Source organism: Haladaptatus sp. SPP-AMP-3 (assembly GCF_049568665.1).
Taxonomy (GTDB): Archaea; Halobacteriota; Halobacteria; order Halobacteriales; family Haladaptataceae; genus Haladaptatus; species Haladaptatus paucihalophilus.
Genome location: NZ_CP145897.1, coordinates 1,069,548 through 1,094,342 on the forward strand (window position 1 = coordinate 1,069,548; position 24,795 = coordinate 1,094,342).

25 protein-coding genes and 1 pseudogene are annotated in these 24,795 nt (G+C 65.2%); 12 read left to right on the forward strand and 14 right to left on the reverse strand.

Annotated elements, in window-relative coordinates:
* Positions 1-208: 208 nt before the first annotated feature.
* Complete coding sequence (locus tag V5735_RS06230) at positions 209-1,936, reverse strand: radical SAM protein (protein ID WP_423745561.1); 1,728 nt, start codon at positions 1,934-1,936, stop codon at positions 209-211.
* A gap of 497 nt (positions 1,937-2,433) precedes the next feature.
* On the opposite strand from V5735_RS06230, the gene V5735_RS06235 reads away from it, so the two are divergent.
* Positions 2,434-2,592, forward strand: a complete 159-nt coding sequence (locus tag V5735_RS06235) for a DUF7559 family protein (protein WP_007981673.1) — start codon at positions 2,434-2,436, stop codon at positions 2,590-2,592.
* Positions 2,589-2,963, forward strand: a pseudogene (locus V5735_RS06240) (Hsp20/alpha crystallin family protein); the annotation flags it as partial. The gene V5735_RS06235 and the pseudogene V5735_RS06240, both read left to right, overlap by 4 nt.
* Before the next feature lie 71 nt (positions 2,964-3,034).
* On the opposite strand, the gene V5735_RS06245 reads toward V5735_RS06240, so the two are convergent.
* The 4 genes from V5735_RS06245 to V5735_RS06260 form a co-directional block, all read right to left on the reverse strand.
* The gene (locus tag V5735_RS06245) at positions 3,035-4,174 is read right to left on the reverse strand and encodes an NAD(P)/FAD-dependent oxidoreductase (protein ID WP_423745562.1); all 1,140 of its coding nucleotides are present in this window, start codon (positions 4,172-4,174) and stop codon (positions 3,035-3,037) included.
* Positions 4,171-4,935, reverse strand: a complete 765-nt coding sequence (locus tag V5735_RS06250; protein ID WP_423745563.1) for a creatininase family protein — start codon at positions 4,933-4,935, stop codon at positions 4,171-4,173. The genes V5735_RS06245 and V5735_RS06250 overlap by 4 nt, the downstream gene beginning before the upstream one ends.
* Positions 4,936-5,034: 99 nt before the next feature.
* Positions 5,035-5,820: a DUF7388 family protein gene (locus V5735_RS06255; protein ID WP_423745564.1), complete on the reverse strand. Its 786-nt coding sequence runs from the start codon at positions 5,818-5,820 to the stop codon at positions 5,035-5,037.
* Between the two features lie 373 nt (positions 5,821-6,193).
* A complete protein-coding gene (locus V5735_RS06260) occupies positions 6,194-7,720 on the reverse strand; it encodes a flippase (protein WP_423745565.1) in 1,527 nt (508 codons plus the stop codon).
* Positions 7,721-8,058: 338 nt separating this feature from the next.
* Between V5735_RS06260 and V5735_RS06265 the strand changes: the two genes are divergently transcribed.
* Entirely contained in the window at positions 8,059-9,345 is a 1,287-nt protein-coding gene (locus V5735_RS06265; protein WP_423745566.1) for a hypothetical protein, read from the forward strand.
* A gap of 188 nt (positions 9,346-9,533) precedes the next feature.
* Positions 9,534-10,745 (forward strand): glycosyltransferase family 4 protein, encoded by a 1,212-nt coding sequence (locus V5735_RS06270; RefSeq protein WP_423745567.1) that lies wholly within the window; start codon positions 9,534-9,536, stop codon positions 10,743-10,745.
* 2 nt (positions 10,746-10,747) lie between these two features.
* On the opposite strand, the gene V5735_RS06275 is transcribed toward V5735_RS06270, so the two are convergent.
* The 3 genes from V5735_RS06275 to V5735_RS06285 form a co-directional block, all read right to left on the reverse strand.
* Positions 10,748-11,461 (reverse strand): TOBE domain-containing protein, encoded by a 714-nt coding sequence (locus V5735_RS06275; protein ID WP_423745568.1) that lies wholly within the window; start codon positions 11,459-11,461, stop codon positions 10,748-10,750.
* A gap of 31 nt (positions 11,462-11,492) precedes the next feature.
* Positions 11,493-12,494, reverse strand: coding sequence for a M48 family metalloprotease (locus V5735_RS06280; RefSeq protein WP_423745569.1), 1,002 nt, complete (start codon positions 12,492-12,494; stop codon positions 11,493-11,495).
* A gap of 85 nt (positions 12,495-12,579) precedes the next feature.
* Positions 12,580-13,932, reverse strand: a complete 1,353-nt coding sequence (locus tag V5735_RS06285) for a cytochrome P450 (RefSeq protein ID WP_423745570.1) — start codon at positions 13,930-13,932, stop codon at positions 12,580-12,582.
* A 90-nt stretch (positions 13,933-14,022) separates the two neighbouring features.
* Between V5735_RS06285 and V5735_RS06290 the strand changes: the two genes are divergently transcribed.
* The 3 genes from V5735_RS06290 to V5735_RS06300 all read left to right on the forward strand — a co-directional run bounded on the left by V5735_RS06290 (position 14,023) and on the right by V5735_RS06300 (position 16,622).
* Positions 14,023-14,685: a helix-turn-helix domain-containing protein gene (locus V5735_RS06290; RefSeq protein ID WP_423745571.1), complete on the forward strand. Its 663-nt coding sequence runs from the start codon at positions 14,023-14,025 to the stop codon at positions 14,683-14,685.
* A 110-nt stretch (positions 14,686-14,795) separates the two neighbouring features.
* Entirely contained in the window at positions 14,796-16,034 is a 1,239-nt protein-coding gene (locus V5735_RS06295; protein ID WP_423745572.1) for an MFS transporter, read from the forward strand.
* A 51-nt stretch (positions 16,035-16,085) separates the two neighbouring features.
* Positions 16,086-16,622 (forward strand): 20S proteasome subunit A/B, encoded by a 537-nt coding sequence (locus V5735_RS06300; RefSeq protein WP_423745573.1) that lies wholly within the window; start codon positions 16,086-16,088, stop codon positions 16,620-16,622.
* A gap of 33 nt (positions 16,623-16,655) precedes the next feature.
* Here V5735_RS06300 and V5735_RS06305 read toward each other — a convergent pair whose 3' ends face one another.
* Genes V5735_RS06305 through V5735_RS06315 form a run of 3 tightly spaced genes read right to left on the reverse strand, consistent with a single transcriptional unit; the run spans position 16,656 to position 19,698 of the window.
* The gene (locus V5735_RS06305; RefSeq protein ID WP_423745574.1) at positions 16,656-17,417 is read right to left on the reverse strand and encodes an ABC transporter ATP-binding protein; all 762 of its coding nucleotides are present in this window, start codon (positions 17,415-17,417) and stop codon (positions 16,656-16,658) included.
* Positions 17,414-18,484: a FecCD family ABC transporter permease gene (locus V5735_RS06310; RefSeq protein WP_423745575.1), complete on the reverse strand. Its 1,071-nt coding sequence runs from the start codon at positions 18,482-18,484 to the stop codon at positions 17,414-17,416. The genes V5735_RS06305 and V5735_RS06310 overlap by 4 nt, the downstream gene beginning before the upstream one ends.
* A 14-nt stretch (positions 18,485-18,498) precedes the next feature.
* On the reverse strand, positions 18,499-19,698 hold the full coding sequence (locus V5735_RS06315) for an ABC transporter substrate-binding protein (RefSeq protein ID WP_423745576.1): 1,200 nt from the start codon (positions 19,696-19,698) through the stop codon (positions 18,499-18,501).
* A gap of 60 nt (positions 19,699-19,758) precedes the next feature.
* On the opposite strand from V5735_RS06315, the gene V5735_RS06320 reads away from it, so the two are divergent.
* Both V5735_RS06320 and V5735_RS06325 read left to right on the forward strand, forming a co-directional pair.
* Complete coding sequence (locus V5735_RS06320) at positions 19,759-20,472, forward strand: hypothetical protein (protein ID WP_423745577.1); 714 nt, start codon at positions 19,759-19,761, stop codon at positions 20,470-20,472.
* 79 nt (positions 20,473-20,551) lie between these two features.
* Positions 20,552-21,442, forward strand: a complete 891-nt coding sequence (locus V5735_RS06325) for a sulfurtransferase (RefSeq protein ID WP_423745578.1) — start codon at positions 20,552-20,554, stop codon at positions 21,440-21,442.
* A gap of 33 nt (positions 21,443-21,475) precedes the next feature.
* On the opposite strand, the gene V5735_RS06330 is transcribed toward V5735_RS06325, so the two are convergent.
* Complete coding sequence (locus V5735_RS06330; RefSeq protein ID WP_423745579.1) at positions 21,476-21,631, reverse strand: hypothetical protein; 156 nt, start codon at positions 21,629-21,631, stop codon at positions 21,476-21,478.
* A 176-nt stretch (positions 21,632-21,807) separates the two neighbouring features.
* On the opposite strand from V5735_RS06330, the gene V5735_RS06335 reads away from it, so the two are divergent.
* The gene (locus tag V5735_RS06335) at positions 21,808-22,110 is read left to right on the forward strand and encodes a HalOD1 output domain-containing protein (RefSeq protein WP_423745580.1); all 303 of its coding nucleotides are present in this window, start codon (positions 21,808-21,810) and stop codon (positions 22,108-22,110) included.
* 4 nt (positions 22,111-22,114) lie between these two features.
* Here the strand turns inward: V5735_RS06335 and V5735_RS06340 are convergent, their stop codons facing one another.
* Positions 22,115-22,414 carry a hypothetical protein gene (locus V5735_RS06340; RefSeq protein ID WP_423745581.1) on the reverse strand — a complete coding sequence of 100 codons (300 nt, stop codon included), beginning with the start codon at positions 22,412-22,414 and terminating at the stop codon, positions 22,115-22,117.
* A gap of 112 nt (positions 22,415-22,526) precedes the next feature.
* Between V5735_RS06340 and V5735_RS06345 the strand changes: the two genes are divergently transcribed.
* Entirely contained in the window at positions 22,527-22,787 is a 261-nt protein-coding gene (locus tag V5735_RS06345; RefSeq protein WP_423745582.1) for a hypothetical protein, read from the forward strand.
* A gap of 353 nt (positions 22,788-23,140) precedes the next feature.
* Here the strand turns inward: V5735_RS06345 and V5735_RS06350 are convergent, their stop codons facing one another.
* Positions 23,141-23,833 carry an SDR family NAD(P)-dependent oxidoreductase gene (locus V5735_RS06350; RefSeq protein ID WP_423745583.1) on the reverse strand — a complete coding sequence of 231 codons (693 nt, stop codon included), beginning with the start codon at positions 23,831-23,833 and terminating at the stop codon, positions 23,141-23,143.
* A gap of 143 nt (positions 23,834-23,976) precedes the next feature.
* Between V5735_RS06350 and V5735_RS06355 the strand changes: the two genes are divergently transcribed.
* A complete protein-coding gene (locus V5735_RS06355; RefSeq protein ID WP_423745584.1) occupies positions 23,977-24,603 on the forward strand; it encodes an SOUL family heme-binding protein in 627 nt (208 codons plus the stop codon).
* Positions 24,604-24,795: the final 192 nt, after the last annotated feature.

The window sequence follows — 24,795 nt, forward strand, 5'->3', positions numbered from 1 at the left end:
AAGCTCGACCAAAAGCACGCCGCTTTCATTTTACATTGGGAGAGCTTCGCTCTTCCATGCGCCATTCAAGCGGCGGCCCGCTCGTTCGTTCCTCACTCGCGGTGGAACCGCTGGTCACTAGCGGGTGTGCCACTGGCTGACTTCAGGTGGATGTGTCACCGGCCTACCGCTCCCTCGCGTCGGCGACTCGCTGTGAAAATCGTCGTCGTCAGTCCGCGTTTCTGGAGACGCTCGCCCCGGCGAACTTGCTGAGGTCCACGTTCACCGTCTCGGCGAGGTCGTCCGGCGTCTCGTAGGGGCGGTTGACGATGACGTTTCCGGCGCGCTGTTTGCCGAGACCGGGAATCGCCGTGAGTTCGTCCATCGTCGCGCTGTTCACGTCCAGCGGGTACGGCACGCCGGTGACGGAGCGATAGCCGTGGTCAACGACGGCCACGTCGATGGTTCGGCCGAGTTCGCGCTCGCCCGGAATCCCGACCAAGAGCGGGTAGGTTCCCAACTGGCGTCCGAAGGTTCGCCCGTCCTTGTGGTATTCGAGGTGGACGTTCGGCAGCACGGTCCCCGGCGGGGTGACCCGCTGGAGCATCGGGTTGTCTATCTCCTCGCGGACCTCGCTCTTGTACCGCTTGAACAGTTGCTTGTGATTATCGGCGATGTCCGTCCCCACCGAGTTCATCTCCGTGCCCGAGAACGCCATGACCTGCCGGATGTTCACCCGGCGGAGCATCAGTCCCTCGTCGTAGACGCGCTGGAGGAACTCGCGGTTGTGGTCGAACGTCTCTTTTCGTTCACCTTTGAGGCCGTGAAGTAGGTTGATGCCGGGGAGCAGTTTCGGCAGTCGATTCGCGGCGTCCGGGCCGTGCGTCGGAGCGTCGTCGGGCGACTCTCCGGGTCGCCAGCCCGCCTCCTCGTTGACGATTTTCACCGCCTCGAAACACTCCTCGGCGGTGACGTTCAGGTTGTTCTGCTCCTGCACCACCGGGTCGGCCGATTCCAACCCGAACGCGGCGGTGTCGCCGGGCGTGTTGTGCTCTGCGATGACGCGAATCCCCTCGCGCGACAGTTCGGGCCATTCGACGACCGTGATGGGGTTCATGTTGTCGAGGTGGAGCGTCCCGAGGTCCGGGGCGACCTCCCGAATCCCACCGTACAACTCGCGGAGCGCGTCGGGGTTCGGCTTCTCGCCGTCCCCGCCGTAGGCGAGGATATCGGCCTGTCGCCCCAGTCGGAAGTGCCGGACGCCGCGGTTGGAGAGGCCGTCGACCTCCGCGACGACGGACTGGGGTTCGCGGAACGACGGGTTGCCGTACAGCGGTTCCGTGCAGAACGAGCAGCGGTAGGGACACCCGCGCGAGGTCTCCATCTCGCAGATGAGGTAGTCGGGATGGTTGGGGTGTTGTTCGACCACGAACGCGCCCGCTTCCGCCCAGCGGTCCACCTCCTCGTTGTCCCGCATCCGATTGTTGTACCCCTCCAAACCGCTTTCCACGAGGTCGAAGGCGGCGGCTTCCACGTCGCCCTTCGCCACGAAATCGAAGTCGAGGTCGTCGCGCTCCGTTTGGGTTCCCCCTGCGTTCTCGTCCCCGACGCCGAACTTCACGGGGCCGCCCATCAGACTTGTCCCCTCGGCGGTCCACGCCATCTTCCGCACCTCGTCCGGTTCGGCGGGCGTCCCGCCGACGTACTTGCCCGGAACGGTCATCCCGCCGATGTAGACGAACAGGTCGGCGTCGGCCACGTCGGCCCACTTCGAATTGTCCTCCCGGAGTTCGTCGATGGTGTGGTAGGTGATTCGCTCCTCCGGCACCCCCGCATCCACGAGCGCCCCGGCGGTGTAGCGCGGGTACGTCGAGATGTACGGCGGCACGCCGAAGTGAGCCGGTTCGTCGACGTAGCCGTCCACGAGCGTCACGTCGAGGGTCGCGGGGTCGGTCATACCCGCTTTTGCGACTGAACGGATAAAACGGTGACTACCCGCTACGAGAGCGCGGACGTGGTTCCTCGCGTCGGTTGCCACGGAACGACGACGACGCACCGCGATGAGACCCATTCCACAGTTCCACCGTGGCGCGCGCTGGCGGGACGACGCGGCCGAGCGTGGCCGCGTCGTCCCGCCGTAGCGTGCGAGGTCTTCGTGAGTGATAACGGAACGAACGAATGGCTCGTCAGAGCGTTGCTCTGACGGTGGGTGACTGCGCGAATGCGAAGGAATCGGTTGGGGAGGGTGTGGCTGTCGCAGTTGCGATGCGGTCTCGGTGACGTCTGTGCGTGCGGTCACAGCGACACCAACCACGAGTCAGAGAGCGGATGGAGCTTTCGGGGTCTGCTCCGTAGCAACGGTCGGTGTAACCTCGGAATCAAACCCGGTTCGTCGCAACGCGAATTCCGGTCGAAGTCCGCGCGTTTATTTTCGTCCGGGACGTACCGTCGCGTATGCCCGCGACGCTTGAGGTCAAATGCACGGACGACGGCTGCGAACTGGACATGTTCGAGATGCACTACACCTACGACATGCCGGATGACGTCGGCGTGAACGACTTCCAGTGCCCGTACTGCGGCGAAACCGACTGTCTCGAAGCCATCGAACTATGACGCTCCGAGACCTCGGGCGCTCGACCGTGACGGCCGTCGCGTCGAAAGTCGGCCGCGCCGCGAGCAAAGTACAGGAGTCCCGACCGATTCCCTCCGACCTACTCGAAAGCGAGGACGCCTATCTCATCGTCTTCGACGCGGCGGGAGCGACCGGCAGTGACGTGCAGGTCCGGTTCGTCCGGGATTCCGTCCTCGTTCGAATCGACCGGTTCCGCGACTTCCACGAGGGATTCGACATGGTGTTCCCCGGCCGCGGGATGTCCCTCGACGGGCAGGTCGAACTCCCGGCGGACGCCGAAGTCGACCCGAAAAAAGCGACGGCGACGCTGACCGACTCGGGAACCCTCCAAGTCACGGTGCCGAAAGCCGAGTGAAGAGCGGCTTTCGACGATTCCCCGTTTCCGACGATTCCCCTTTTGACGCCGCTCCGATTTCGACGTCCTCAGTCGACCGCCATTCCTTCCACGATTTCGAACTCCTCGTCGCCGGTGAAGCGCTTCGGATCGAACTCCGGGATGCCGCCCTCGCCGAGCACGTCCTCCGCGATGGCCTCGCCGAGCGCGGGAGAACGCATGAAGCCGTGGCCCTGCCAACCGGCGGCGACGTAGCAGTTCGGTCGGAGTTCCCCGAGCAGCGGGTCGTAGTCGGGGGTTGCGGTGCAGAGGCCCGCCCACGCTCGCTCGATGTCCGGGTCGTCTCCCTCGAAATCGAGCCGATGGGCGAGGCGTTCGTGCATCGCCGTTTCGAACGCGGCATCGCTCGCGTGTTTCCAGTCGGTTGGGTCACTTTCGACTTCCTCCGTCCCGTCACCGGCGAGCAGGCCGTCAGGATGCGGACGGAGGTAGTAGCCCTCCGTGGCGTCGTACAGCATCGGCGTGTCGGCGTCGAATTCACAGGTGAGCGCCTGCACGCGGTAGGGTTTGAGCGCGACGCGAATTTCCGCCTCCGCCAGCACGCGCTTCGTGTGTGCGCCCGCCGCGACGACGATGGCGTCGAACGGTTCGCCGTGGTCGCCGTCCGGGAAGATTCGGGGTTTCCCGTCGGCCGCCGTACCGTCAAGTCGGATGCGAACCTCGGTCTCGGTTCGAACCTCCGCGCCGTTCTTCTCGGCTTCCGCGGCCATCATCCGAGCGTAGCTTCCGGGGTCGGTTCGCCCCGTGTTCCTGGCGATGGCGGCGACGCCGATATCCTCGGCGTTCAGCGCCGGGTACCGCTCTTCGAGTTCCGAGGCGTGGATGAACGCGACGTCCCGCCCGTGTTCGCGCATCCGGGGCACCTGCTCGCGGATGACAGCCGCGCGCTTCTCGTCGCCCGTGCGGGCGAACCAGACGTAGGGCGTCTCCACGAACTCGAACCCGCCGGTGCCCGAGAACTCGCGGAAGCGTTCGATGGCGCGCGCACCGACGCGAGCGTCTTCCGGGGCCGCGAAGGCGTCGTAGAGCACGCCCGCCGCCCTGGCGGTGCTCTCTTCTTCGTTCGGGATTGTCCCCGCCTCGAACAGCGTCACGTCGACTCCGCGGACAGCGAGGTCCCGTGCGGCCGTCAATCCGACGGCACCGCCGCCGACGATGCCGACGTTCATCGGTGAGCCTCGGGCCAGAGGTGGTCGATATCCTGCTCACCGAGCCACTCGACCAGCGCGGCGAGTTCGTCGCTCGATGCGTCGAGCAGTCGCGCACCGGCCTCCCGCGACCCCCTGGTCGGATGGCCGACGACGCCGCTCTCGGAGAAGTCGGCCGTGTCGAAGCCGACGTTCGCGCCGTGGATGTCCTCGCCCCACGCGTCGTTCGCGCCCGCCTCAGCTTCTTCGAGCGCAGCCTCGCGGACGAGTTCCTCGGCGACGTCGAGGAGCATGCTCGTCTCTATCTCGTCGGCGTGCGTGATTCCCATCCCGAACTCGTCTTCGAGCACGTCGCCGATTCCGCCCCACCAGTTCCACGGAACGGCGTAGGCCACTTCCTCGCGTCGGACCCGGCGCGCGACGCGCCGGAGCGCGCCGTCGTTACCGCCGTGACCGTTCACGATGACGACCTTTTGCACGCCGTGGCTGGCGATGCTGGACACGATGTCCGTCACGTAGTCCTCGAACGTCGCCGGGTCGGTCCAGAGGGTGCCGTCGAACTGGCGGTGGTGTCCGCTGACTCCGACGGGAACCGTCGGAAGGAGAACGACGTTCTCGCGGTCCCCGAGCGTGCCCGCGACGGCCTGTGCCGCCATAAAATCCGTGCCGAGCGGGAGGGCGGGGCCGTGCTGTTCGACGCTTCCCGTCGGGAGCAGTGCAACGTCCACGTCCGCGAGCGCATCGCGGGCCGTGGTCGTCGTCTCTTCGGCAAGTCGACTCATGACGCTGTGATTGCGGCCGCGGTATTTGTAACTGGGTGTCGCGGCGAACGGACGACGCTCGCGGCGAGCGGAAAACGCGGCCGAAGACCGCGAAAAAGCTTAGCGGTCGAGGAACGAGTCGATGCCCCCCGCGGGATAGCCGACCACGAGGTCCACACCGGTCTTCTTCAGTTCCTCGACCCGCTCGCCGACCTCGGTGGCCGTCCCGACGAGCGCGAAGTCGCGGCTCGCCGCAGAGAGTACGTTCCGAGCGCGACCGTCGGCGTTGGCGTCCGTCGCCGCACCGTCGGGGAGCGCCCGCGCCACGGGTTTGCGCCGGGCGACGTACGCGCCAACCGCGTCGAGTATCGCGTCCTCGTCGTCGGTGAGGACGGTCGGCGCGTACACCGCGACCGTCCCGTCGAACCCGGCGGCGCGAAGCGCGCGCACGTCGCGGGTCGTCGAGCGGGACAGCAGTTCGAACTGCGTCGCCCCCGTCGCCGTGGCGACGCGTTCGATGCCCTCCGTGCCGACCCACCCGTCGGGCGACCGCTCCAGCGCGGCACCGAGTCGGGGCGCTATCGCCCGACTCCGTTCGTCCTCGGAGAGGTAGGCCGAATGCCCGGCGACGAACACCGTTCCGACGCTTTCCGGCAGTCGGCCGAACAGCGAGTCGTCGCCGAGCGGGTCGAACCCGTCCGCCCGGACGGGGACGGTCATCAGCACGTTTTTCTCCGCCGCCAGTTCGCGGAGCGTCTCCGTGTCGGGGAGGTGCTCGCGGCCCTCGTAATCTATCGTCACCGTCTCGAACGGCATCGAGTGCGCCCGACGCACGTCACACTCTGCGGGTTTGAGCGCGGCGGCGTCGAGGCCCGTTCGAGCGAGGGCGTGGCTACCGGCTAGCATGTACTATCACCTCTCGAAGTCAGAAGTAGTCGATTACTGTTCTCGCGGAACGCGATCCATCGTCTGTGCGACCATAATCTCCGTAACGCCACTGAGGTCAAAAGGCTGTCGGCAGTGGCAACGATTCGAGGGACACCGGACCGTCGTGGCACCGCGTCGTTCTCTATCGGAGTCGCTAGTCCGATTCGGTGCCACCCCGTTGGTTTGGTGTCCATCTGTTCGATTTAGTGTGAATCTCATCGAGTCAGTATGGTTTGATGGAATTCAGTATTAATTAGTTCTATAGGATATACTTTAGTGAAATACAGTAGTATTTAGTACCCCACTTCGGGTCGGATGTTCGTTCGATGGTCCGGCGGTCGTCCGCGTCCGGTCACTCGCCCTGCATCGGGACGTAGCGTTGAATCGCGGGGACTTCGACGCCGAGCGCCCCCTCGATGAACTCGATGAACGCGCCGTCTTCCGGTTGGAGACCACCGGCGACGGTGACGGCGGCGAGGCCGACGAGTCCGGTGCACACCAGGAAGACGGGGAGCGTCAGCAGAGAGAGCGTCAGCCAGCGCCCCGCGAGGAGACCGACGGGGAACAGGACGAGCGGCAGGACGACGTACGTCCGGTTCGTGTACGCGGAGAACGGGGTGATTCCGCACTTGGTCAGGAGGACGACGTTGAGCGCGAGGTTGCGCACCACGTAGGCACCCGACGACGCGACCGCGGCACCGACCATCCCGTACGTCGGAATCAGGAGGAGGTTCACGACGAAGTTGAGCGCGAGCGTGAGGATATCCACCCCGAGGATGGCCTTCGTGTGGCCGAGCGCGGCGAGCGTCGTTCGGTTTCTCCCCGCCGCCGCGCTCGTGAAGAAGCCGAGCGAGAGGAGCGCGAGGACGATACCGCCGCCCGTGTATCCGGACCCGAAGAAGAGCGAGAGCACGTCGTCCGGGAAGACGGTGAACACCAAGAACGCGGGGAAGGTGAGAACGTAAATCCACTTCGTCGTGATTCGGTAGATGTTCGTCACCTCCTCGCGTTCCCCGTCCGCGTCGAGGCGGGACGTGAGCGGCAGGTAGAGGTAGCCGAACGAGGAGATGACCATGAGCAGGCTGTTCGCCAGCGGGTACGCCGCGTTGTACACGCCGACCTCGTTCGAGGTGCGAAACTGGGCGAGCATGAGGGTGTCCATCCGCGTCAACAGGATGGAGAGCACCATCGTCACGATGAGCGGTGCCGAGTAGGTGAGCAATTCGCGGGTGTGGGTCCGAACCGGTCCAACGAGACGGACGAGGCGGTTCGAGAGGAGGTAAACGACGAGGAGCGTTGCTAGCGTGGCGGCAAAGTAGGCGTACCCCACCGACACGAGGTCGAAACCGCCCGCGACCAGCGCGACGAGCAGGACGATGCGGAGGCAAGGGTGGAAGAAATCCTTCGTGTACAGTTTGTAGCGCGTGTTCTCCATCCCGCGGAGCGCGCTCACGCCGACGGTCAGGCCGACGCTGACCGGAATCGTGAGGACGAACAGGCGGAGCAACTCGCGGGCGACATTCGTCTCGAACAGCGCGATGGCGATGCGGTTCACGTTCAGGTACAGGACGAGGCTGACGGCGAGGCTGACGGCCAGCGCGAACCCCAGTCCGAACAGCCACACGCCGCGAACGTCCCGGTCGTCGTCGTATCGGGAGACGAACCGCGGAATGCCGTCGTTCAGCCCGACGAGCGAAATCGTCGTTCCGATGGTCATGATGGCGAGCGCGATGGTCACTTCGCCGTACAGTTGCGGCGAGAACCAGTGGGCGATGATGATGCGTTCTATCAATCGACCGACGGACGCGACGACGACGCCGACGACGATGAGCACCGAACTCGACAGCAGTTTCGAGAGGTGGGAGTCACTCGTCGCCATTCGAAGCGGAAGAAACGGAGGGATACACGTTCGGCGAACGACCGAGGCGTTCGAATCGGGGCCGTCGGAGTCGTTCCACTCGCGGTCGGTCGAGTTCTCCTTGCATTCTCGGGGTCACGGTTGGACAACCAACGCGTCCGTGTGGCTTTGTTATAGGCACCGTACGCCGGAGTAATCGCCCTCAACCGCACGGTCCGGTCCGTCATCGACCGCACCACGTGAAAGATAGTCATGATATTTTCACACAATCATGGAGTTCGTTGTGACCTTCACATCGATTGAGACGTACAGCGCGACACCGAAAGAATATTAATCGGTCTCTTTGCATTGAAGACCGCATGGCACGCGATTGCAGTACGACAGCAGACGATAGTCGTGCGGATAGCGATTCCGTCGACCGTCGTTCGTATCTGAAGTTGACCGGTGCGGCCGCGGTTGCCGCGGCTGGCACGGGTATGGCGACCGGCGTCACGGCGGCGAAAGAGTACGAAACGATCACGATTCCCGCGAACACGGCGAAGCAGTTCACCGTCGGCAGCGGCGAGACGTTCGAGAACAAGCTCATCGACATCAGCGCGTCGGGCGCGGACGTTCGCATCGTCGCGAGCGGCTCCGACTGGACGATTCGCAACGTCGGGGTCACCGGTGAATCCGACACGAGCGGTCCCCACCCGCCGGGAAAGAACCTCGGCGGCTATCCCAACCTCATCACGGCGTCGGGTACCGGAACCATCGAGCACGTCTACCTCGGTGACGGCGTTTCGGGCGACATGGTTCGCAAGGGCGCCATCGGGATTCCGAAGTCCTTCGCGGGACACATCGACATCACCGAAGTCACGATGAACGGCTGGACCGGCAACGCGATTTACGCGGGTGGCGCGGCGAAATCGAGCGGCGGCGGCGGAACGCTGGCGTTCGACCGCTGTCTCATGAAGAACAACAACATCAGCCACCTCCGCATCGCGACGGACGGCACGACGGTGAAAAACACCGTCATCTACAACACGAACGACGTCCCGCTCCACCCGATAAACGGCGGCGTCGTGAACTCCCGCGGCGTCTACGACGGCTACGGGACGGAAAGCGACGTGGTGACGTTCGAAAACTGCGACATCGACTGCACTGACTCGAACACGAACGGCGCGGCCTCGGCGCTCGTCGCGGCGCACACCACGTTCAAAGTGAAGAACTCGCAGGTCAAGGGCAGCCTCATCGGCAACGTCGAGACGACGAACGTCGGCAGTAATCCCTCGCACGAAGCACCGACGGGTGCACCCACGACCGCGAAAGACGCCGCGACCGGTTCGACCTCGACCGGCAGCAGTTCGACGAAGAAAAAGAAGGGAAAGCAGGCGAAGAAGACCGAACAGGCGAAACAGAGCGAGAAGAACGGGAAGAAGGCCAAGAAAGGCAAGAAAACGAAGAAGCAGAAAAAGGCCAAGAAAGGCAAGAAGGCGAAGAAAGCCAAGAAAAGCAAAAAGGTCAAACCGAGCGACCCGACGATGAACCACGCGTCGGCCTCCGCCGCCGCGCCCGATTCGGCGGACTACTGTTTCACCTACAACGGTCGTCGCTACTGTTTCGACTTCCATCGTCTTCGCCGGTTGCTGTTCGGCATCCGTTGAGAACGAACCGAACATCGAAGGACGTATTTTTCGCCGCGTAGGGGGGACGTACCGGCGCGGAACGCGACCATTGACGAAATCACGACGAGCCATCGCGCCCGGACGGAAACGTCTCGGAGTGTGAACTCCGGCGGGAACGTCGTTCCAACGACGCATAACAAAGTGCAATTAACCCGTCGAGCAGGTAAATGAGCAGTGGTAATCGACTGCACCAACGCGGCGTCGAAACCCCGCAAACGGAACACGACAGCGGCGGCGTGCGGTGGCGGGTGGACGAGCGGGCGGAAGAGTTGAGCATCGGCATGTACTACCGGAAGGCCGGAACGAGGGACGCGGGCGGCGTCGTGATGTACGTTCAGGAGCTCCTCGACGCGCTGTCCGCCCACCAGTCGGCCTACCTCTACACGGAGAACGGTGAGTTGACGCCGAAGATGCGCACGACGGACGCCGAAATCGTCCCGCTGTCGGTGGCGGGCGCGCTCGATTCGCTCTCGTCGCGCGTGCTTCCCGGACTCGCGGAGACGCTCGTTCCCCTCCTCGGCGCGATACGCGACGGGACGATACGGCACATGAACGAGACGCTGGACGTGCTCGTGACCCACAACTATCTGGACGACCTCGTCCTCTCGAACCTCCTCGACGTGCCGGTGGTTCGTGTCTTCCACGGGTTCGAGCGAACCGGCTTGGGAACGACCGCCCACGGGTTGCTGTCCGACAGCTACTCGATAGTGAATTCGGTGCAGACGAGCGCGGAGTTCGTCGAGGAGTTGGGACGCGAACCGGATGGCATCGTCTATCCCGGCGTCGATACCGACCTGTTCCACCCCGACGCGCCGCCCGTCTTCGAGCGTGACGCGCCGTCGCTGCTGTTCGTCGGCCGGTTCGTGGAATCCAAGGGCCTGTTCGACCTCATCGACGCCCTCGCGGCGGGACGCGGCGCGGGGACCGAGGACGTGCACCTGTCCATCGTCGGTCGCGGCGACCGCGAGGCGGTGGAGCGGCGAATCGAACGGCACGGGGTGGAGTCGTCAGTCACCATCGTCGGGTCGGTGCCGCACGACGACCTCCCCGGCTACTACAGCGCCGCGGACGTGGTGTGCTCGCCCTCCCACTACGAGAGCTTCGGCATGGTCAACATGGAGGCGATGGCGTGTGGCACCCCCGTCATTACCACGACCGTCGACGGGGTCACGGAGTACGCCATCGACGGCGAAACCGCCCTGCTCGTCCCCCCGGAGTCCCCGGACGCCATCGCCGACGCGATAGCGACGGTCGTCGATTCGCCCGAGTTACGGACCCGCCTCGCGACCCAAGGCAGGGCGGTCGCGGAGCGCTATTCGTGGGAACAGTCCTCGAAACGGCTCGCGGACCTGTGTTTCGACATCGTGGACGGTAACTGAGTTCACGGGTCGGATTCCGTTCCCGCCGGAACCGCCCGCGTCGCCGTCGCCTTGAACGAGGCGACGACGTCCGCCCCGGATTCCAACCCCAACCGCTCTACGCTCGTGGTCGTGACGAGTGCCCGTAACGGCGTCTCGCCGCCCGCATCGACCGCGACGCGGGCGATTCGCTCCCCTTCCTCGACCGACCGAACCGTCCCCGAAAACTGGTTTCTGGCGCTCGTCGCGTCGCCGGTCGGCGCGGCGACCGGACTGTACAGCGTCACCACGTCCGAGCGGATGCAGGCCTCCACCGCGTCGGTGTCCGCCGGGACGAGCGCCCGGACGATTCCCACGTCGGTTTCCACGAGTCCGAACTCGCCGTCCCGCTCGGTGACGCTCCCGGCGAGCACCGTCTCGTCCACCTCGGCGAGCCCCGAGGACTCCGCCGTGAGTCGGCGGAACCGCTGGAGGAGTCGGCGCGCCCCGTCGGTCAGCGTGCTGCCGCCGCCGGACGACCCGCCGCGTTCCCGGCGGACGAGCGGTCCGAAACCCTCCTCCAAGGTCACGATTCGACGCTGCGCGTGTGCGTACGACCGACCGAGCGCCGTCGCGGCCGCGTTGAGCGACCCCTCCTCGTCTATCGCCCGGAGCAATTGCACGTCCCGCGCGTCGAACGTGACGTCGTCGGCGACGAATTGTGCGTCGAACGTCGCCCGTGGCGTCGCATCGTCCATCGTTACGTCTCCCGTCGCACGGCGCGGTACATCAGTTCTCCGCCCTCCCGTTCTCGAATCCGTCGGCCACCGCGTGCAGCCGTTCGAGGCGCGTTTCGAGCGGCGGATGCGTCGCCAGCCACGGCGTGTCGGCGGTCCCCGATGCCGCCGCCTCCGCGTCGGTCGCGATGGAGAGAGGGACGATGGCGCGCTCCGGCGGGATGTCGTAGGCGTCCCGCATGTCCGTCGGGGGTCGCGCGGCCGTCGCGTCGTACAGCGTTCGGAGCGCCGACGCGAGCGCCCCCGGATTCCCGGTGATTCGAACCGCGCCTCGGTCGGCCGCGAGTTCGCGGTACCGCGATAGGAGCGCGAGGAGAAGCCGCCCGACGAAACTGAACGCGGCCGAGAGCGCGAACGAGGCGGCGAAAAACAGCCCGACGAGCGGGTGGGCACCCCGCTCCGCGTCGAGCGCCCAGTGTCTGTCAGCGTATCGGCGCACCCGCAACGCGATTCGCAGGGGAACCGACGCGAGGGTGACGACGAGGAAATCCCGGTGGCGGACGTGGGCGAACTCGTGTGCTAATACGGCTTCGAGTTCGTCGGGCGAGAGCGCATCGAGCAGCGCCGTGGTCACCACGATGGTCGCGCTCTCGGGCGAATAGCCGGTCGTGTACGCCGTCGGGACGTTCGAGCTTCGGCACTCGATGTCCAGCCGCGGCACCGACAGCTGGCTGGCGATTTTGGTCGCGCGCGACTCGACGTTCGCCGGAACGTCCGCGACTACCGGGTCGGCGTCCTCGTCGTCCGAGTAGTCCGTCAGGTCGCTGTTCGCGTAGCGCTCGATGCAGTAGAACCCGAGCGCGCTCAATCCGCTCGCCAACCCGCCCATGACGAGAACGGCGGTCATCGTCGTCCCCGTGAACAGCGCGACGAACCGGGCGGTTTGCGTGGCGATGAACCAGACCGTGACCGGGATGGCGACCGCGAAGCAGACGATGAGTCCCATCGTGGCGACCATCCGTGCCTGCAATCCCCTGTCCGGTTTCCACGTCATAGAAATGAAATCGCCGCGGACGGCCATGTACGTTTTCCAATTTCGCTGAACTATCGGGAGGAATCGTCCCGCTCGGCTCCCGTCCTCAGTCCGAGCGGCGGTGGACCGTCATCGGAATCTCCTTCTTCGGGCGGGCGGTGATGGTCGCCATCAGGTCCAGTTCGGCCTCGGGCGCGAGTTCGATGTGGAACTGCTGGTAGATGGTGGCGAGCAGGAGACGCGCTTCGAGCATGGCGAAGCGGTCGCCGATACAGCGCCGCGGTCCCGCGGCGAATGGGAAGTACGCGAGTTTGGGGAGCGACTTCTCGAACTCGTCGGTCCAGCGCTCCGGACGGAAGGCGAGCGGGTCGTCGTACCAGCGCGGGTCGCGGTGGACGACCCATTGGTTCATCTGCACCGTCGCGCCCGCCGGAATCTCGTAGCCGCCGATGATGTCTGGTTTGGTCGCTTCGCGGACGATGCCCGGCACCGGCGGGTAGAGGCGCATCGACTCCTTGACGACCTGTTCGGTGTAGGTCAGCTCGGAGACGTCCTCCATCGTCGGCGTCTCGCCGTCGAGCACCTCGTCCAGTTCGGCGACGAGTTTCCTCTCCACTTCGGGGTACTGGGCGAGGGCGTACATCGTGAGCGTCAGCGAGAGCGCCGTCGTCTCGTGCCCGGCGAGGAGGAGCGTGACCACCTCGTCCCGAATCTGCTCGTCGCTCATGGGGTTCCCGTGCTCGTCGGTGGCCGAGAGGAGCGTCGAGATGACGCCCTCCCCGTCGGCGTCGTTGCGCCGCTCCCGAATCATCCGGTAGACGACGCCATCGAGTTTTTCGCGCGCGTCCTTGATGCGCATCCGCGACGGCGTGGGAACCTTCGGCGGCAGAATGAAGTTGGCGAGGTTCTCGGTGCCGAGCATGAACTCCTCCAGCGCCGACCCGATGGTGTCCACCTCGTCGTCGATGTCGACGCCGAACAGCGCCCGAGCGACGATTTTCAGCGTCACTTCCATCATGTCCTCGTGGACGAGCCGGGTCTCGCCGTCCTCCCACGTTTCGAGCGCCTCCTCGGTGAAATCCGTCATCATCTCGGAGTACCGCTGTATCTCCTTGGGGTGGAACGCGGGCTGGATGAGGTGGCGGTTCCGCCGCCACACCGCACCCTCGCTGTTCAGGATACCGTTTCCGAGGACGGGGCCGAGGATGTGCTGGAAGCCCTCGCCCTTGATGTAGTTCTGGTTGTTCTGGACGAGAACCTGCTCGATGTAGTCCGGGTGATTGAGCTGATACATCGGCCCGTCGAGTTCCTCCCAGTGGGCGATGTCGCCGTACTCGCGGGCGGTTCTGGTCATGAAGCCGAACGGGTCGCGGATAAATTCGAGTCGGGTTCCGACTATCGGCAGTCCGTCCGGTCCGGGCGGCGTCTCTCCGGTTGCGGGGGGTGTGTCGCTACTCATCCTTACCCGATAGTTGTCGCCCCGGCCGTCTATGTCTGTTTCCCATCATCCTAGGGGTGTTTAAATACTGCCGGGCACTACGACCTCGACATGCGGTACGCGACCATCGTCCTGACGTGGGGGGAGGGCGTGAGCGTCCACCCCGTCGACGACCTCCTGATGGGAACGAACGACGTGGCGGTCGAAACGGTTCAGTACGTCGGCCCGGTGTACGAAGGCCGGTACGTCGAGTTCGTCGAACTGCACGGCGACCTCGACGTGGCGCGCGCGCTGTTGGCCGACTCGCCGGAAACGGTCGAATACGATATCGTGGGCGAGGACGACCGTGGCGTCCTCTACCTCCACTGTCAAACCACCGGGTTGGTGGACGACCTCCTGACCATCCTTCGCGAGCAGCAGATCGTCCTCGACTGGCCGATGCGGTACATCGACACGGACAGCGAGCGCGGCCTGCAACTCACGGTCCTGGGAACCAGCGAGGCGATTCGCCGTGCGGCCGCGGAGATTCCCGAGGGAATCTCCCTCCGACTCGAACGGATGGGCGAGTACGAACCCGACACGGGAAAACTGTCGTCCATCCTCACGGAGCGACAGGAGACGTTGTTCGACCTCGCCGTCCGGGAGGGCTACTACGAGGTGCCGCGGGAGACGACCCATCGGGAACTCGCGGACGAACTCGGCCTCACGACCGGCACCGTCAGCGAACGCCTCCAGCGAATCGAAGCGAAGTTGGTCAGCACCTACGTCGATTGACGGCCGGGACACGGGCGAGACACGACAGACCACCGGAAGGAAGGGATGTGGCTAACTTCCTCCGCGGCGTCTCAGATGGTGTGGTAGCACGCACCACGAGGTAGGGGACCATGCCATCGTCACAGCCATCCGCACCGAGGAATCGGGGGGAAAACGAGAAATCGACGTCGCCGTGGCAACTGCCGACGGTGCAAATCGTGCTCGCGGCCACGCTCCTCGCGCCGCTCGGCGTGCCGCTCATCAGCCCGACGCTCCCCGCGTTCCGCGACGCGTTCGGCATCACCGACGCGCAAGCGAGCCTACTCATCAGCACGTACTTCCTGACGGGTATCTTCCTGTCGCCATTCATCGGCATGCTCGCCGACCGAATCGGACGGCGGGCCGTCCTCATCTGGGGCCTCGTCGCCTTCAGCCTCTCGGGCGGCGCCATCGCCGTCGCACCGAGTTACGAGGCCGTGCTGGTGCTCAGGACCATCGGCGGCACCGCCGCGGCGGGCATCTTCATCACCACCGTCACGCTCATCGGGGATTCGTTCGAGGGCACGCAACGGAACACCGTTCTCGGGATGAACAACGCGGTCCTCTCCGCGGGGGCCGGACTCTTTCCCATCGTCGGCGGGGCGCTCGCCACCGTCTCGTGGAACGTGCCGTACGTCGCCTACCTGCTCGGCCTGCCGCTCGCACTCTACGCGGTTCGACACCTCGAAGAGCCGGACCACGAACGCGATTCGAAGGGTCTCGCGTACCTCCGCCGCGCCGCGAGCGTCCTGAGCGGTCCCGACGCGCTCGTCTGCTACGGCGCGGCGTGCATGACCGAACTCCTGCTGTTCGGCACGGTGCTCACGATTCTGCCGTTCCTCCTCGCGGGCGATTTCGGCATGTCGGCGTTCGCCATCGGACTCGTGTTGTCCGTCACCGAAATCTCCTCGGTGGTCGTCTCCGCGAAGAACGGCTGGTTCGCCCAGTACGCCTCGAACTACGGCCTCATCGCCGCCGGATTCGCCTGCTACGCGGTCGGACTGTTCGGCGCGTGGTTGGCCCCGTCGCCCGTCTTCATCGCGGCGACGATGCTCGTGTTGGGCGCTGGCCTCGGCCTCTCCATGCCCGCCGTCGATGCCGCCATCAGCGACCTCGTGTCGGCCGGACTTCGCGGCGGGGCCTTGAGCCTGCGCAACAGCACGACGTTCCTCGGTCGCGCCGCCGGGCCGGTGCTGTTCGCCGGATTGGCCGAGGTGACGGGGTACTACCCCTTGTTCGTCATCAGCGCCATCGTCGCGCTCGTCATCTCGCTCTCCATCGCGTCGATGAGCGTCTACCGGACCCGTCGCCACCCCGCTGTCCGAGCGTAGGTCGGACCGGACGGCGATAACCCTCTTTTCGCTCCGTCGCGTTGCTCCCCCATGGCAACCGTACTTGGAATCCGATGCGACGGCGGGGCCGTTCTCGCGGGCGACCGACGAGCGACCGTGGACGGCACGGTTCGCTCCGACGCGGTTCGGCGGGTGTTCGACTACGACGACGCCGCCGCCGCTGTCGCGGGGGACGTCGGAGCCATCGAGGAGTTCGACCGACGCTTCGACTCCGAGCTTCGGGGGGACCGCCTCGAACGCGACGAACCCGTTCACATCGACCGAATCGCGCGAACGGCGGCCGACCTCGCGGGCGAAATCGGCGTCGATGGACTGGTCGCGGGGACCGACTCCGACGGCAACGCGGCCCTCCGCGAAATCGGAAGCGACGGTCTCGTGTTGGCGTCCGACGCCACCGCGCTCGGGAGCGGCGCGTCCGTCGCGTACGGCCGCCTCGAAGACGCCGACGCGGAGGCGAGCCTGGACGACACCGAAACCCTCGCTCGGGAGACGCTTTCGGTCGTCGCCGAGCGCGACCCCGACACCGGAAGTGACATCGACGTGCTCCGGTTCGAGGGGACGGCCTGAGCGCGGAAAGGCGGGGCAATCGGCGAAAGAGAGTCAGTCTCGGCCACGTTCGGGAACGAGAATCGGGGTTTCGTCCTCGACGAGTCGAACCGGAACGTCGAACGCGTGTTCGACGTGTTCCGGCGTCAGCACGGACCCATCGCCCAGAGCGACGACTTCGCCGTCGGCGACCAACAGGAACCGGTCCGCGTACCGCGCGGCGAGGTTGATGTCGTGCATGGCGTAGACGACGGCGTTTCCCTCCCGACTCACCCGCCGGACGAGTTCGAGCACGTCGAGTTCGTGCCGGATGTCCAGGTCGCTCGTCGGTTCGTCGAGGACGAGCGACGACGGGTCTTGCGCGAGAGCGCGGCCGAGCATGACCTTCTGGCGCTGCCCGCCGCTGAGTTCGTGGAGGTTCCGCATCGCCAACTCGGTGATGTCGAGCGAGTCGAGCACCGCCGCGACGCGCCGCTTGTCCTCCTCCGTCGGCCGCCAATCGAGGTACGGCTTTCTCCCCATCAACACCGCGTCGAACACGGTGGACGGGACGGTCGTGGATTCCTGCTGTGGCACGTAGCCGACGCGCCGCGCGATTTCGTCGCGGGAGAGGTCGGAAAGCGAGTCGCCGTCGAGCGCGATGCTCCCGCGAATCGGCGACTGCAGGCCGAGAATCGTCCTGAGAAGCGTGCTCTTGCCGACGCCGTTCGGGCCGAGGACGGCGAGCACCTCGCCCGGTTCGACGCCGAGCGTCACGTCTTCGAGGACGGGCGTCCCGTCGTACCCGACCGCCAGTCCGTCAAGTTCGATGCTCACCAGTGGTCCCTCCCGTTGACGATGAGGTAGACGAAGAGCGGGACGCCGATGAAGGACGTGATGATGCCGACGGGCAGGACGATGGGCGAGAGGAGCGTCCGGGCCGCCGTATCGGACGCGAGGAGGAGGGCACCCCCGCCGAGACAGGACGCGGGAATCAGGAATCGCTCGTCGCCGCCGACGAGTCGCCGGACGATGTGTGGGACGACGAGGCCGACGAAGCCGATGATGCCGAACAGCGAGACGACGACGGCCGTCAGGAACGACGCGACCACCATCCCGGACAGACGCGTACGTTCGACGTTGACGCCGAGGCTTCGAGCGGTTTCGTCGCCCGCGTCGAGCAGATTGTACTCCCACGCGTTCCGAACGAAGTAGAGCGTGGCGAGGGCGACGCAAAGCCAGAGGAAGGCGTTCGATTTCCACGTCGCGCTTCCCACGTCGCCGAACTTCCAGAAGACGAGCGTGGCGAGTTGGACGTTCGTGGCGAAATACTGCATCGCGGTCGTTCCGGCCGTGAACAGCGACGCGAGCGCGATGCCGGTCAGGAGCAGGGTTTCGGCGGACGCCCGCTTGTACTTCGCCACGGCGAGGACGAACCCCGTGGACCCGAGCGAGGCGAGGAACGCACAGACCGTCGTCGTGTAGGGATTGTGCAGGAGCACTGTAGTCCCGCTGTCCCGCACCGCTCCGGTTCCGAGGACGATGATGGCGAACGCCGCGCCGAACGACGCTGCCTGCGAGATGCCGAGGGTGTACGGCGAGGCCAGCGGATTCCGGAGCACGCTCTGGAGGACCGCACCCGCGATGGCGAGGCCGAGGCCCGCGCCGACCGCGGCGACGATTCGCGGCAATCGGATGTTCCAGATGACGGTCGCGTGGACGCCCGACGACCGCCCGAGGAGTATCGACGGTAGTTCCGAGAGCGGCACCGAAATCGGGCCGGAGACGAGCGCGTACCCGGCCACGACGACGAGCGCGGCGCCGAGACCGACGATGAACGCGAGCTTTCTCCGCGTCCGTTTGCGGTACCGGGAGAGGACCGCCGGTTCCACCGATTCTTCCATCTCGTATCGATTCCTCACTGGCCGCCGTTCATCCGACCGAATCCGTCGCCGTACGCCGCCGCCGCTTCGTCGTACACCGACTTGCCGACGAACCGCTCGTAGATGGCGTCCGCCTTCTTCGCCGGGTCGACGTCGCCGAACCCGTCGGGGAAACATGCCGTCCCGACGGCGTAGGCGTCAGCCAGCGCCGTCCCGAAGTTGATTGAGTAATCGCGCGTCGGGAAGACGCCGAACACGTTGCCCTCCTCGACGGCGGCGATGGATTCGTACTTCGATTTCGAGAGGTCGTCGTAGGATTCGGTCCCCAAATCCACGAAGACGTACTCGGGGTCCCACTTGATGAGTTGTTCCGCGTCGATGGTGACGCGCGGTGCACCCTTCTTTTTCTTCAACCCGTCCGTCACGTCGCCCGCGACGTTGTTCGTCCCGACGAAGGAAAACGGCGGGTACTCCGGTTGCGTGTACAGCAAACCGTGTTTTCCCCGGCCGAGATAGCCGACGTAGGTTTTCGGCGGGGTCGAAACGCCCTCCGTCCGCCCTTTCAGGTCCGAAATCGTCTCTTTCGTGTACGAGACGAGTTCGTCCGCGCGTTGCTTCTCGTTCAGCACCTCGCCGACGAGTCGGAGCGAGTCGTAGAAGTCGGGGCGAAGGGCGTCGTTCAAATCGCCCGGATTGATGCTGACGACCGGCGTGTCGAGTTTGCTCTGCAGGCCGTCGGCCTTTTTGGCGCTCGCGTAGGCCCGGACAACCAGGTCCGGGTCGCGTTCGAGGAGCAACTCCGGGTCGGGACTCTTTCGAGACCCGACGGACGGGCGCTCCTGGAGTTCGGGGTGGGCGAGAACGTACGGCCGAAACGGGCGTTTCTCGTTCTTCGTCTCCAGTCGCTCGACGCCGACCACGCGGTCCGTCGCGCCCAGATACGTGATGAACCGGAGCGCACCCGGCCCCAACCCGACGACGCGCTCGACGCTCGCCGGAACGGTCACGTCCCGTCCGGCGGCGTCCGTCACGGTCCGCGTGTCGCCGCCTGCACCTTCCGACCCCGACTCCGACTCGGATTCTGTCGTCGTGCCCGTTCCTTTCGAGCTATCCGCGTCGGTCGAAGTCGTCGTGTCCGTTCCCTTCGACCCGGAACAGCCCGCGAGCAGCGACACGCCGAGCGTGCCGGGGAGCGTCCGCCGCAAAAACCGCCGTCGCGACCGTTGTTTCTCCATCGGTACAACGAACTCACCGCGAACCCATAATCGTTAGGAACTCGGGTGTAATGGACGACCATGCAACTGCTGGTCGCCATCGACGACACCGACGACCTCGACAGCGAACTCGGCACCGGGAAAGTCAGTCGGCGGTTGGCGACCCGACTGGCCGACGAAATCGACGGCATCGAGCTGTACGGGAGCGTCCGACAACAACTGCTGGTGGACCCGCGCGTCCCGTACACGACCCACAACAGCGCGGCGTGTCTCGTCTTCGACTGTCCCGCTGAACCGTCGGTCGAGGCCGTGACGGCGCTCGCCGGTGACTACCTCGAAACCGTGCAGGCTCCGAACGCCGACCCCGGACTGTGCGTGGCGTTTCGGGCGGACGTCACCGAGGCGGTTCGGCGATTCGGCGAATCGGCCCAGAACGACGTGTTGGAAAAGGGCGACGCGTACGCGCTGGCCGAGGAAGTCGGACTCTTTCTCGACGAGTACGGCGGCACCGGCGACGGCGTTATCGGCGCGCTCGCCGCAGTCGGACTGACGTGGGGCGGCGACACCGGCCGGTTCATCGCGTTCGAGGGCATCCGGGAGTTCGAAGGAACGGTCGAAGTGGCCGCGATTCGGGACGTGGGAATAACGCCCGTCGCCGACGGCGGGACGGAAATCCGGGATGGAACCGTGGAAACGCACGATTGGATTCGACCGCAACTCCGCGGCGGCGACCCCGTGCTCCCGATGGAACGGACCGACCGCGGAACGTGGATACCGCGGAACGTCATCGGCTAGCCGTCCACGCGTCGAACGTACCATCGCGCGGTAACGTGCCCGTCATTCCTAAGTGGAAATAAGAAGACGGTCCGGACGTATGTCAGAGACTGCGCGGGACGACGTTCTCGTCACGGCCGAGTGGGTCGAAGAGCACCTCGACGAGTTCGGGAGCGACGACCCGGACTACCGCCTCGTGGAGGCGGATATCGACTACGACGAGTCCTACGCCGAGACGCACATCCCCGGCGCTATCGGGTTCCGGTGGGGTCCGCACCTACAGGATTCCTTCCAGCGCGACATCCTGAAGAAGGACGATTTCGCCGAGATGATGGGCGAACGCGGCATCGCCGACGACAGCACGGTCGTCCTCTACGGAGACGAATCGAACCAGTGGGCGGCCTACACGTACTGGCAGTTCAAATACTACGGCCACGACGACGTGTACCTGCTCGACGGCGGCCGAGAGTACTGGCTCGAAAACGACTATCCGACGAGCGGCGAGGAGCCGACGTACCCCGAGACGGACTACGAGGCCGGTGGCCCGTTCGACCACCTTCGAATCTACCGCGAAGGGGTCGAGGACGCGATAGAACTCGACCTGCCGCTCGTCGACGTCCGGTCGGAAGCCGAATATCGGGGCGAGAAAATCGCCCCGGAGGGAAGCCCTGAAACCGCCCAGCGGGCGGGTCACATCCCCGGCGCGACGAACATCACGTGGAGCGAGAACCTGAACGACGACGGGACGTTCAAGGACCGCGAGGAACTCGAGGCGATGTACGAAGGGTACGACATCACGGGCGACAGCGGCGTCGTCACCTACTGTCGTATCGGCGAGCGCTCCTCGATAACGTGGTTTACGCTCCACGAACTGCTGGGCTTCGAGGACGTGCGCAACTACGACGGGTCGTGGACCGAGTGGGGCAACCTCATTCGAGCACCCATCGAAGCCGAGACCGACGACCCGGCGAGTCGGGCGAGCAAAGGATAGGTCCCCGGTTTCGATCAGAGAGTTTCCGTTCCGTTACGCTTCTCGCTTCTGGTCCCGTCCGTCTTCCGTTTCGGATTCCGACTCCCGCGACTCGACGTCACAGAGGAGGTCGGGCGTTCGCTCGTGGCGCGGCGTCTGTGCGAATCGTTTGATTTGTCTGAAATCCTCGTCGGTTAATCCAGATTCCATACTAATCTTGGCGATTCTATGCGGTATATATCTATGCAAAATAGTGGGTTTTCTGAGCTGTCGGAAAACCGTTCTGTCACGCCAGCCTTCCATAGATATATAGACTATATATTGCTCCCGGGATTATTTCGTGAGGTTTTTATATGCCGTCGTTGCCACCAAACAGTAGCCGAACTATGTCTCCGGGAAACCAACTGACTCCCCCACAACCGACGGTACCGACGAACGAACCGCCGCGAGAGTTCACCGTCCGAGAGGGAGAGCGGGTGAGTGAGACGGTCATCCGCGCCATCGCGGAACAGGACGACGTGAGTCTGACGGACATCGTTCCCCTCTACGAGCGTATCGACCCCGACGCGCTGGACGATTTCTTCGAACCCACCTACGACGGCCGTCCATCGACCGCGACGAGCGTCGAGTTCGAGTACGGCGGCTACACCGTCGTCGTCCGCGGTTACGGCATCGTCGAACTCCACTGAGCATCTATCGACCCTTCTCGACCGCGGTCACGGTGACCGCTCGAACGCCGAACCCGTCCCGGAGAGCGGCCGCGATGTCCTCACGGTCGCGCGCCTCGCCGACCGTCAGTTCCGCGACGACATCGATTTCGATGTCCGTGGCCCGAGGGCGGAATCCGGCGTGTGCGACGTCGTGAACGCCCCGAACCCGGTCGATCGCCGCGAGCGCGTCCCGTGCCGCCGTCGTGAGGGTGCCGTCTGTTCCTCGCGGGACCAACACCGTGACTTCGGCAGTGACCGTCACTGCATGGAGTGCCTGTGGCATACTACTCCCGCGCGATTCGAACGCGTCGTCATCCGCGACCCATCGAAACCGATGGACCGCGGCGTGGGGTAGACCACTACCCGACGGGAGCGGTGGAACGGGGTGGGATGATATGGGGCGAGGCGCGTCGGTGCAGCCGACGGCGGCTCGAACCGTTCGACAGCGACGCCTCTCACGGGATTCGTCCGAGGACGAATCACGGCGTGGACGCTCGCGGACGCGTGCCCGTTCCGGCCACGACGCCCGTGAGGTGTTCGACACCCGACACTACGCCGTCACGAAAACGAACGCCGATGCCGGGACGAAAACGAGGGTGAACCGAGCCGATAGCGGCCCGAACCCACGCGGAACGGGGTCTCTCTCGATTCGGTGAAATCGAAGAAAGCACCCGCCGTCGCTGGCAGCGGCGTCCGCCTTACGCGACGAGCGTGGGTGTGGACCGAAGGTGACCATCGGCGACACCATACCACCCGTCGCGTCCGCGGGAACGATTCCCTTTGGAAGAGCCATACCGGCCCTTCCACACGGAAACCCCAACCGCGGACACGCCGCTCTCGAAGAGAACGGAGCGCATCGGGCGCGATTGGGTGGCAATGGTCATGATGATCACTCGGATTCGGTCCGGGTGTATCATCACGTATTTTGGCGAATATAATAATCGTTGTGCAACCGAGAGATTGTCTAGCACTCGAGTTCGCCCGACCGCAACAACCACTCGATGCCGTACTACCACTCGATGACGCTCCGGTCCCGCCACAGTTTCCCGCTGGGACCTCCGGGTTCGAAGCGCGCCAACCACACCGGCGTTTCTGCTCCCTTCTCGACGCTCCGAGGCGCGCCGGACCCTCCCATCTCCGTTCGCACCCATCCGGGACAGACGGCGTTGACGAGGAGGTTCGAGTACTGCGTCGAAAGCGCGTCGGTGAACGCGTTGACGCCCGCCTTCGAGACGCCGTAGGGGAGGTGACCGGTGTCGATGCCGCCGTCGAACTGTCCGGACCCGCTCGAAAGGGTGACGACGCGAGCGCCATCGCGGTCGGTCAGCAACGGCAGCGCGTGTTTCGTGACGAACATCGGTCCGTGAAGGTTCGTCCGAAGGGTCGTCTCGATAGTCTCGCCGTCGAGCGAGTCCAGCTTTCCCGTCGGGCCGTACGTCGCGGCGTTGTTGACGAGCACGTCGAGTCGCCCCGCTTCGTCCGCAATCGTCCCGACGGCATCCCGAATCGTCGCCTCATCGGTTACGTCGAGACGGACCGCCCGCTGGTCGGGTGCCGTCACGGCGTCCGGGTCGCGCGCCCCGGCGTACACCGTCGCGCCGAGTTCGGCGAGTCGCGTCGCTATCTCCTCGCCGATGCCGCGGTTCGCGCCCGTGACGAGCGCGACCTGCCCGTCCAGCGAATCGTACAGGTCGATGTTCATACGGGCTTCACGCCGCCCATCGCCATTCGTGTTGTGTCGGGAGGGATGGCGGGCCTCCGCCGACCGCCGCCTCCCGACCCCACCGTTCGAATCCCAACGACGGGGGGAGTAGCTACTTGCCGGTCGCTGTCGTATGCGATACGATGGCACGAAACATCACGAAATCCGCCGCGCTCGCCCTCGGAACCGTCGCCGCGCTCGGTGCGGCGTGGGTGGGGTGGGGTGCCTACACCCGGCGGACGACCGACCGAGTGCCGTACACGACCGCCCTCCACGTCGATGGCGTGGAGATTCGACGGTATCCCGATGCGGTGGTCGCCAAAACGACCGCGGACAATCAGGGGGAAGCCTTCCAACGGCTGTTCCGCTACATTCAGGGCAACAACCGTTCGCGGGACGAAATCGAGATGACCGCGCCGGTTTCGACCGGACGGGAGAAGATAGCCATGACCGCACCCGTCGCGTCCGAGTCGTCGGACGGAAGGATGGAAATGGCGTTTTTCCTCCCCGGCGAGTACACCGCCGAGGGAGCGCCGGAACCGGAAGACGAGGCCGTAACCATCGAACCCATCGAAGCCCGGACCCTCGCCGTTCGCCCGTTTTCGTGGTACGCGACGGACGGACGGGTCGCCGATAACCGACGGCGGCTGTTCGACACGCTCTCGGCGCACGACCTGACGCCGACGGGCGACCCGTTCCTCCTGCGCTACGACGACCCGTGGACGCCGCCGTTCATGCGCCGGAACGAAATCGCGGTGGAGTTGGAGTAGCGGCGAAGCGCAGCGACCGAACTAAGTCACCTGTCCGAATTAAATCACCTCTTATCTGATTTAGTGTATTTAAGGTCATGCCAACCCGTTGATGGCATGCGATTACGACCCGTCGTCGGCGATTTTCGATATTCAGTTCGTTTGAAAGGACCTGTCTAAGCACCACGCTTAAATAGGAGGTCGCCACTTCAA

Excerpts from the sequence above, each read along its gene's own strand:
- V5735_RS06230 (WP_423745561.1), bottom strand. The coding sequence starts at position 1,936 with ATGACCGACCCCGCGACCCTCGACGTGACGCTCGTGGACGGCTACGTC.
- V5735_RS06235 (WP_007981673.1), top strand. The coding sequence starts at position 2,434 with ATGCCCGCGACGCTTGAGGTCAAATGCACGGACGACGGCTGCGAACTG.
- V5735_RS06245 (WP_423745562.1), bottom strand. The coding sequence starts at position 4,174 with ATGAACGTCGGCATCGTCGGCGGCGGTGCCGTCGGATTGACGGCCGCA.
- V5735_RS06250 (WP_423745563.1), bottom strand. The coding sequence starts at position 4,935 with ATGAGTCGACTTGCCGAAGAGACGACGACCACGGCCCGCGATGCGCTC.
- V5735_RS06255 (WP_423745564.1), bottom strand. The coding sequence starts at position 5,820 with ATGCTAGCCGGTAGCCACGCCCTCGCTCGAACGGGCCTCGACGCCGCC.
- V5735_RS06260 (WP_423745565.1), bottom strand. The coding sequence starts at position 7,720 with ATGGCGACGAGTGACTCCCACCTCTCGAAACTGCTGTCGAGTTCGGTG.
- V5735_RS06265 (WP_423745566.1), top strand. The coding sequence starts at position 8,059 with ATGGCACGCGATTGCAGTACGACAGCAGACGATAGTCGTGCGGATAGC.
- V5735_RS06270 (WP_423745567.1), top strand. The coding sequence starts at position 9,534 with ATGAGCAGTGGTAATCGACTGCACCAACGCGGCGTCGAAACCCCGCAA.
- V5735_RS06275 (WP_423745568.1), bottom strand. The coding sequence starts at position 11,461 with ATGGACGATGCGACGCCACGGGCGACGTTCGACGCACAATTCGTCGCC.
- V5735_RS06280 (WP_423745569.1), bottom strand. The coding sequence starts at position 12,494 with ATGACGTGGAAACCGGACAGGGGATTGCAGGCACGGATGGTCGCCACG.
- V5735_RS06285 (WP_423745570.1), bottom strand. The coding sequence starts at position 13,932 with ATGAGTAGCGACACACCCCCCGCAACCGGAGAGACGCCGCCCGGACCG.
- V5735_RS06290 (WP_423745571.1), top strand. The coding sequence starts at position 14,023 with ATGCGGTACGCGACCATCGTCCTGACGTGGGGGGAGGGCGTGAGCGTC.
- V5735_RS06295 (WP_423745572.1), top strand. The coding sequence starts at position 14,796 with ATGCCATCGTCACAGCCATCCGCACCGAGGAATCGGGGGGAAAACGAG.
- V5735_RS06300 (WP_423745573.1), top strand. The coding sequence starts at position 16,086 with ATGGCAACCGTACTTGGAATCCGATGCGACGGCGGGGCCGTTCTCGCG.
- V5735_RS06310 (WP_423745575.1), bottom strand. The coding sequence starts at position 18,484 with ATGGAAGAATCGGTGGAACCGGCGGTCCTCTCCCGGTACCGCAAACGG.
- V5735_RS06315 (WP_423745576.1), bottom strand. The coding sequence starts at position 19,698 with ATGGAGAAACAACGGTCGCGACGGCGGTTTTTGCGGCGGACGCTCCCC.
- V5735_RS06320 (WP_423745577.1), top strand. The coding sequence starts at position 19,759 with ATGCAACTGCTGGTCGCCATCGACGACACCGACGACCTCGACAGCGAA.
- V5735_RS06325 (WP_423745578.1), top strand. The coding sequence starts at position 20,552 with ATGTCAGAGACTGCGCGGGACGACGTTCTCGTCACGGCCGAGTGGGTC.
- V5735_RS06330 (WP_423745579.1), bottom strand. The coding sequence starts at position 21,631 with ATGGAATCTGGATTAACCGACGAGGATTTCAGACAAATCAAACGATTC.
- V5735_RS06335 (WP_423745580.1), top strand. The coding sequence starts at position 21,808 with ATGTCTCCGGGAAACCAACTGACTCCCCCACAACCGACGGTACCGACG.
- V5735_RS06340 (WP_423745581.1), bottom strand. The coding sequence starts at position 22,414 with ATGCCACAGGCACTCCATGCAGTGACGGTCACTGCCGAAGTCACGGTG.
- V5735_RS06345 (WP_423745582.1), top strand. The coding sequence starts at position 22,527 with ATGGGGCGAGGCGCGTCGGTGCAGCCGACGGCGGCTCGAACCGTTCGA.
- V5735_RS06350 (WP_423745583.1), bottom strand. The coding sequence starts at position 23,833 with ATGAACATCGACCTGTACGATTCGCTGGACGGGCAGGTCGCGCTCGTC.
- V5735_RS06355 (WP_423745584.1), top strand. The coding sequence starts at position 23,977 with ATGGCACGAAACATCACGAAATCCGCCGCGCTCGCCCTCGGAACCGTC.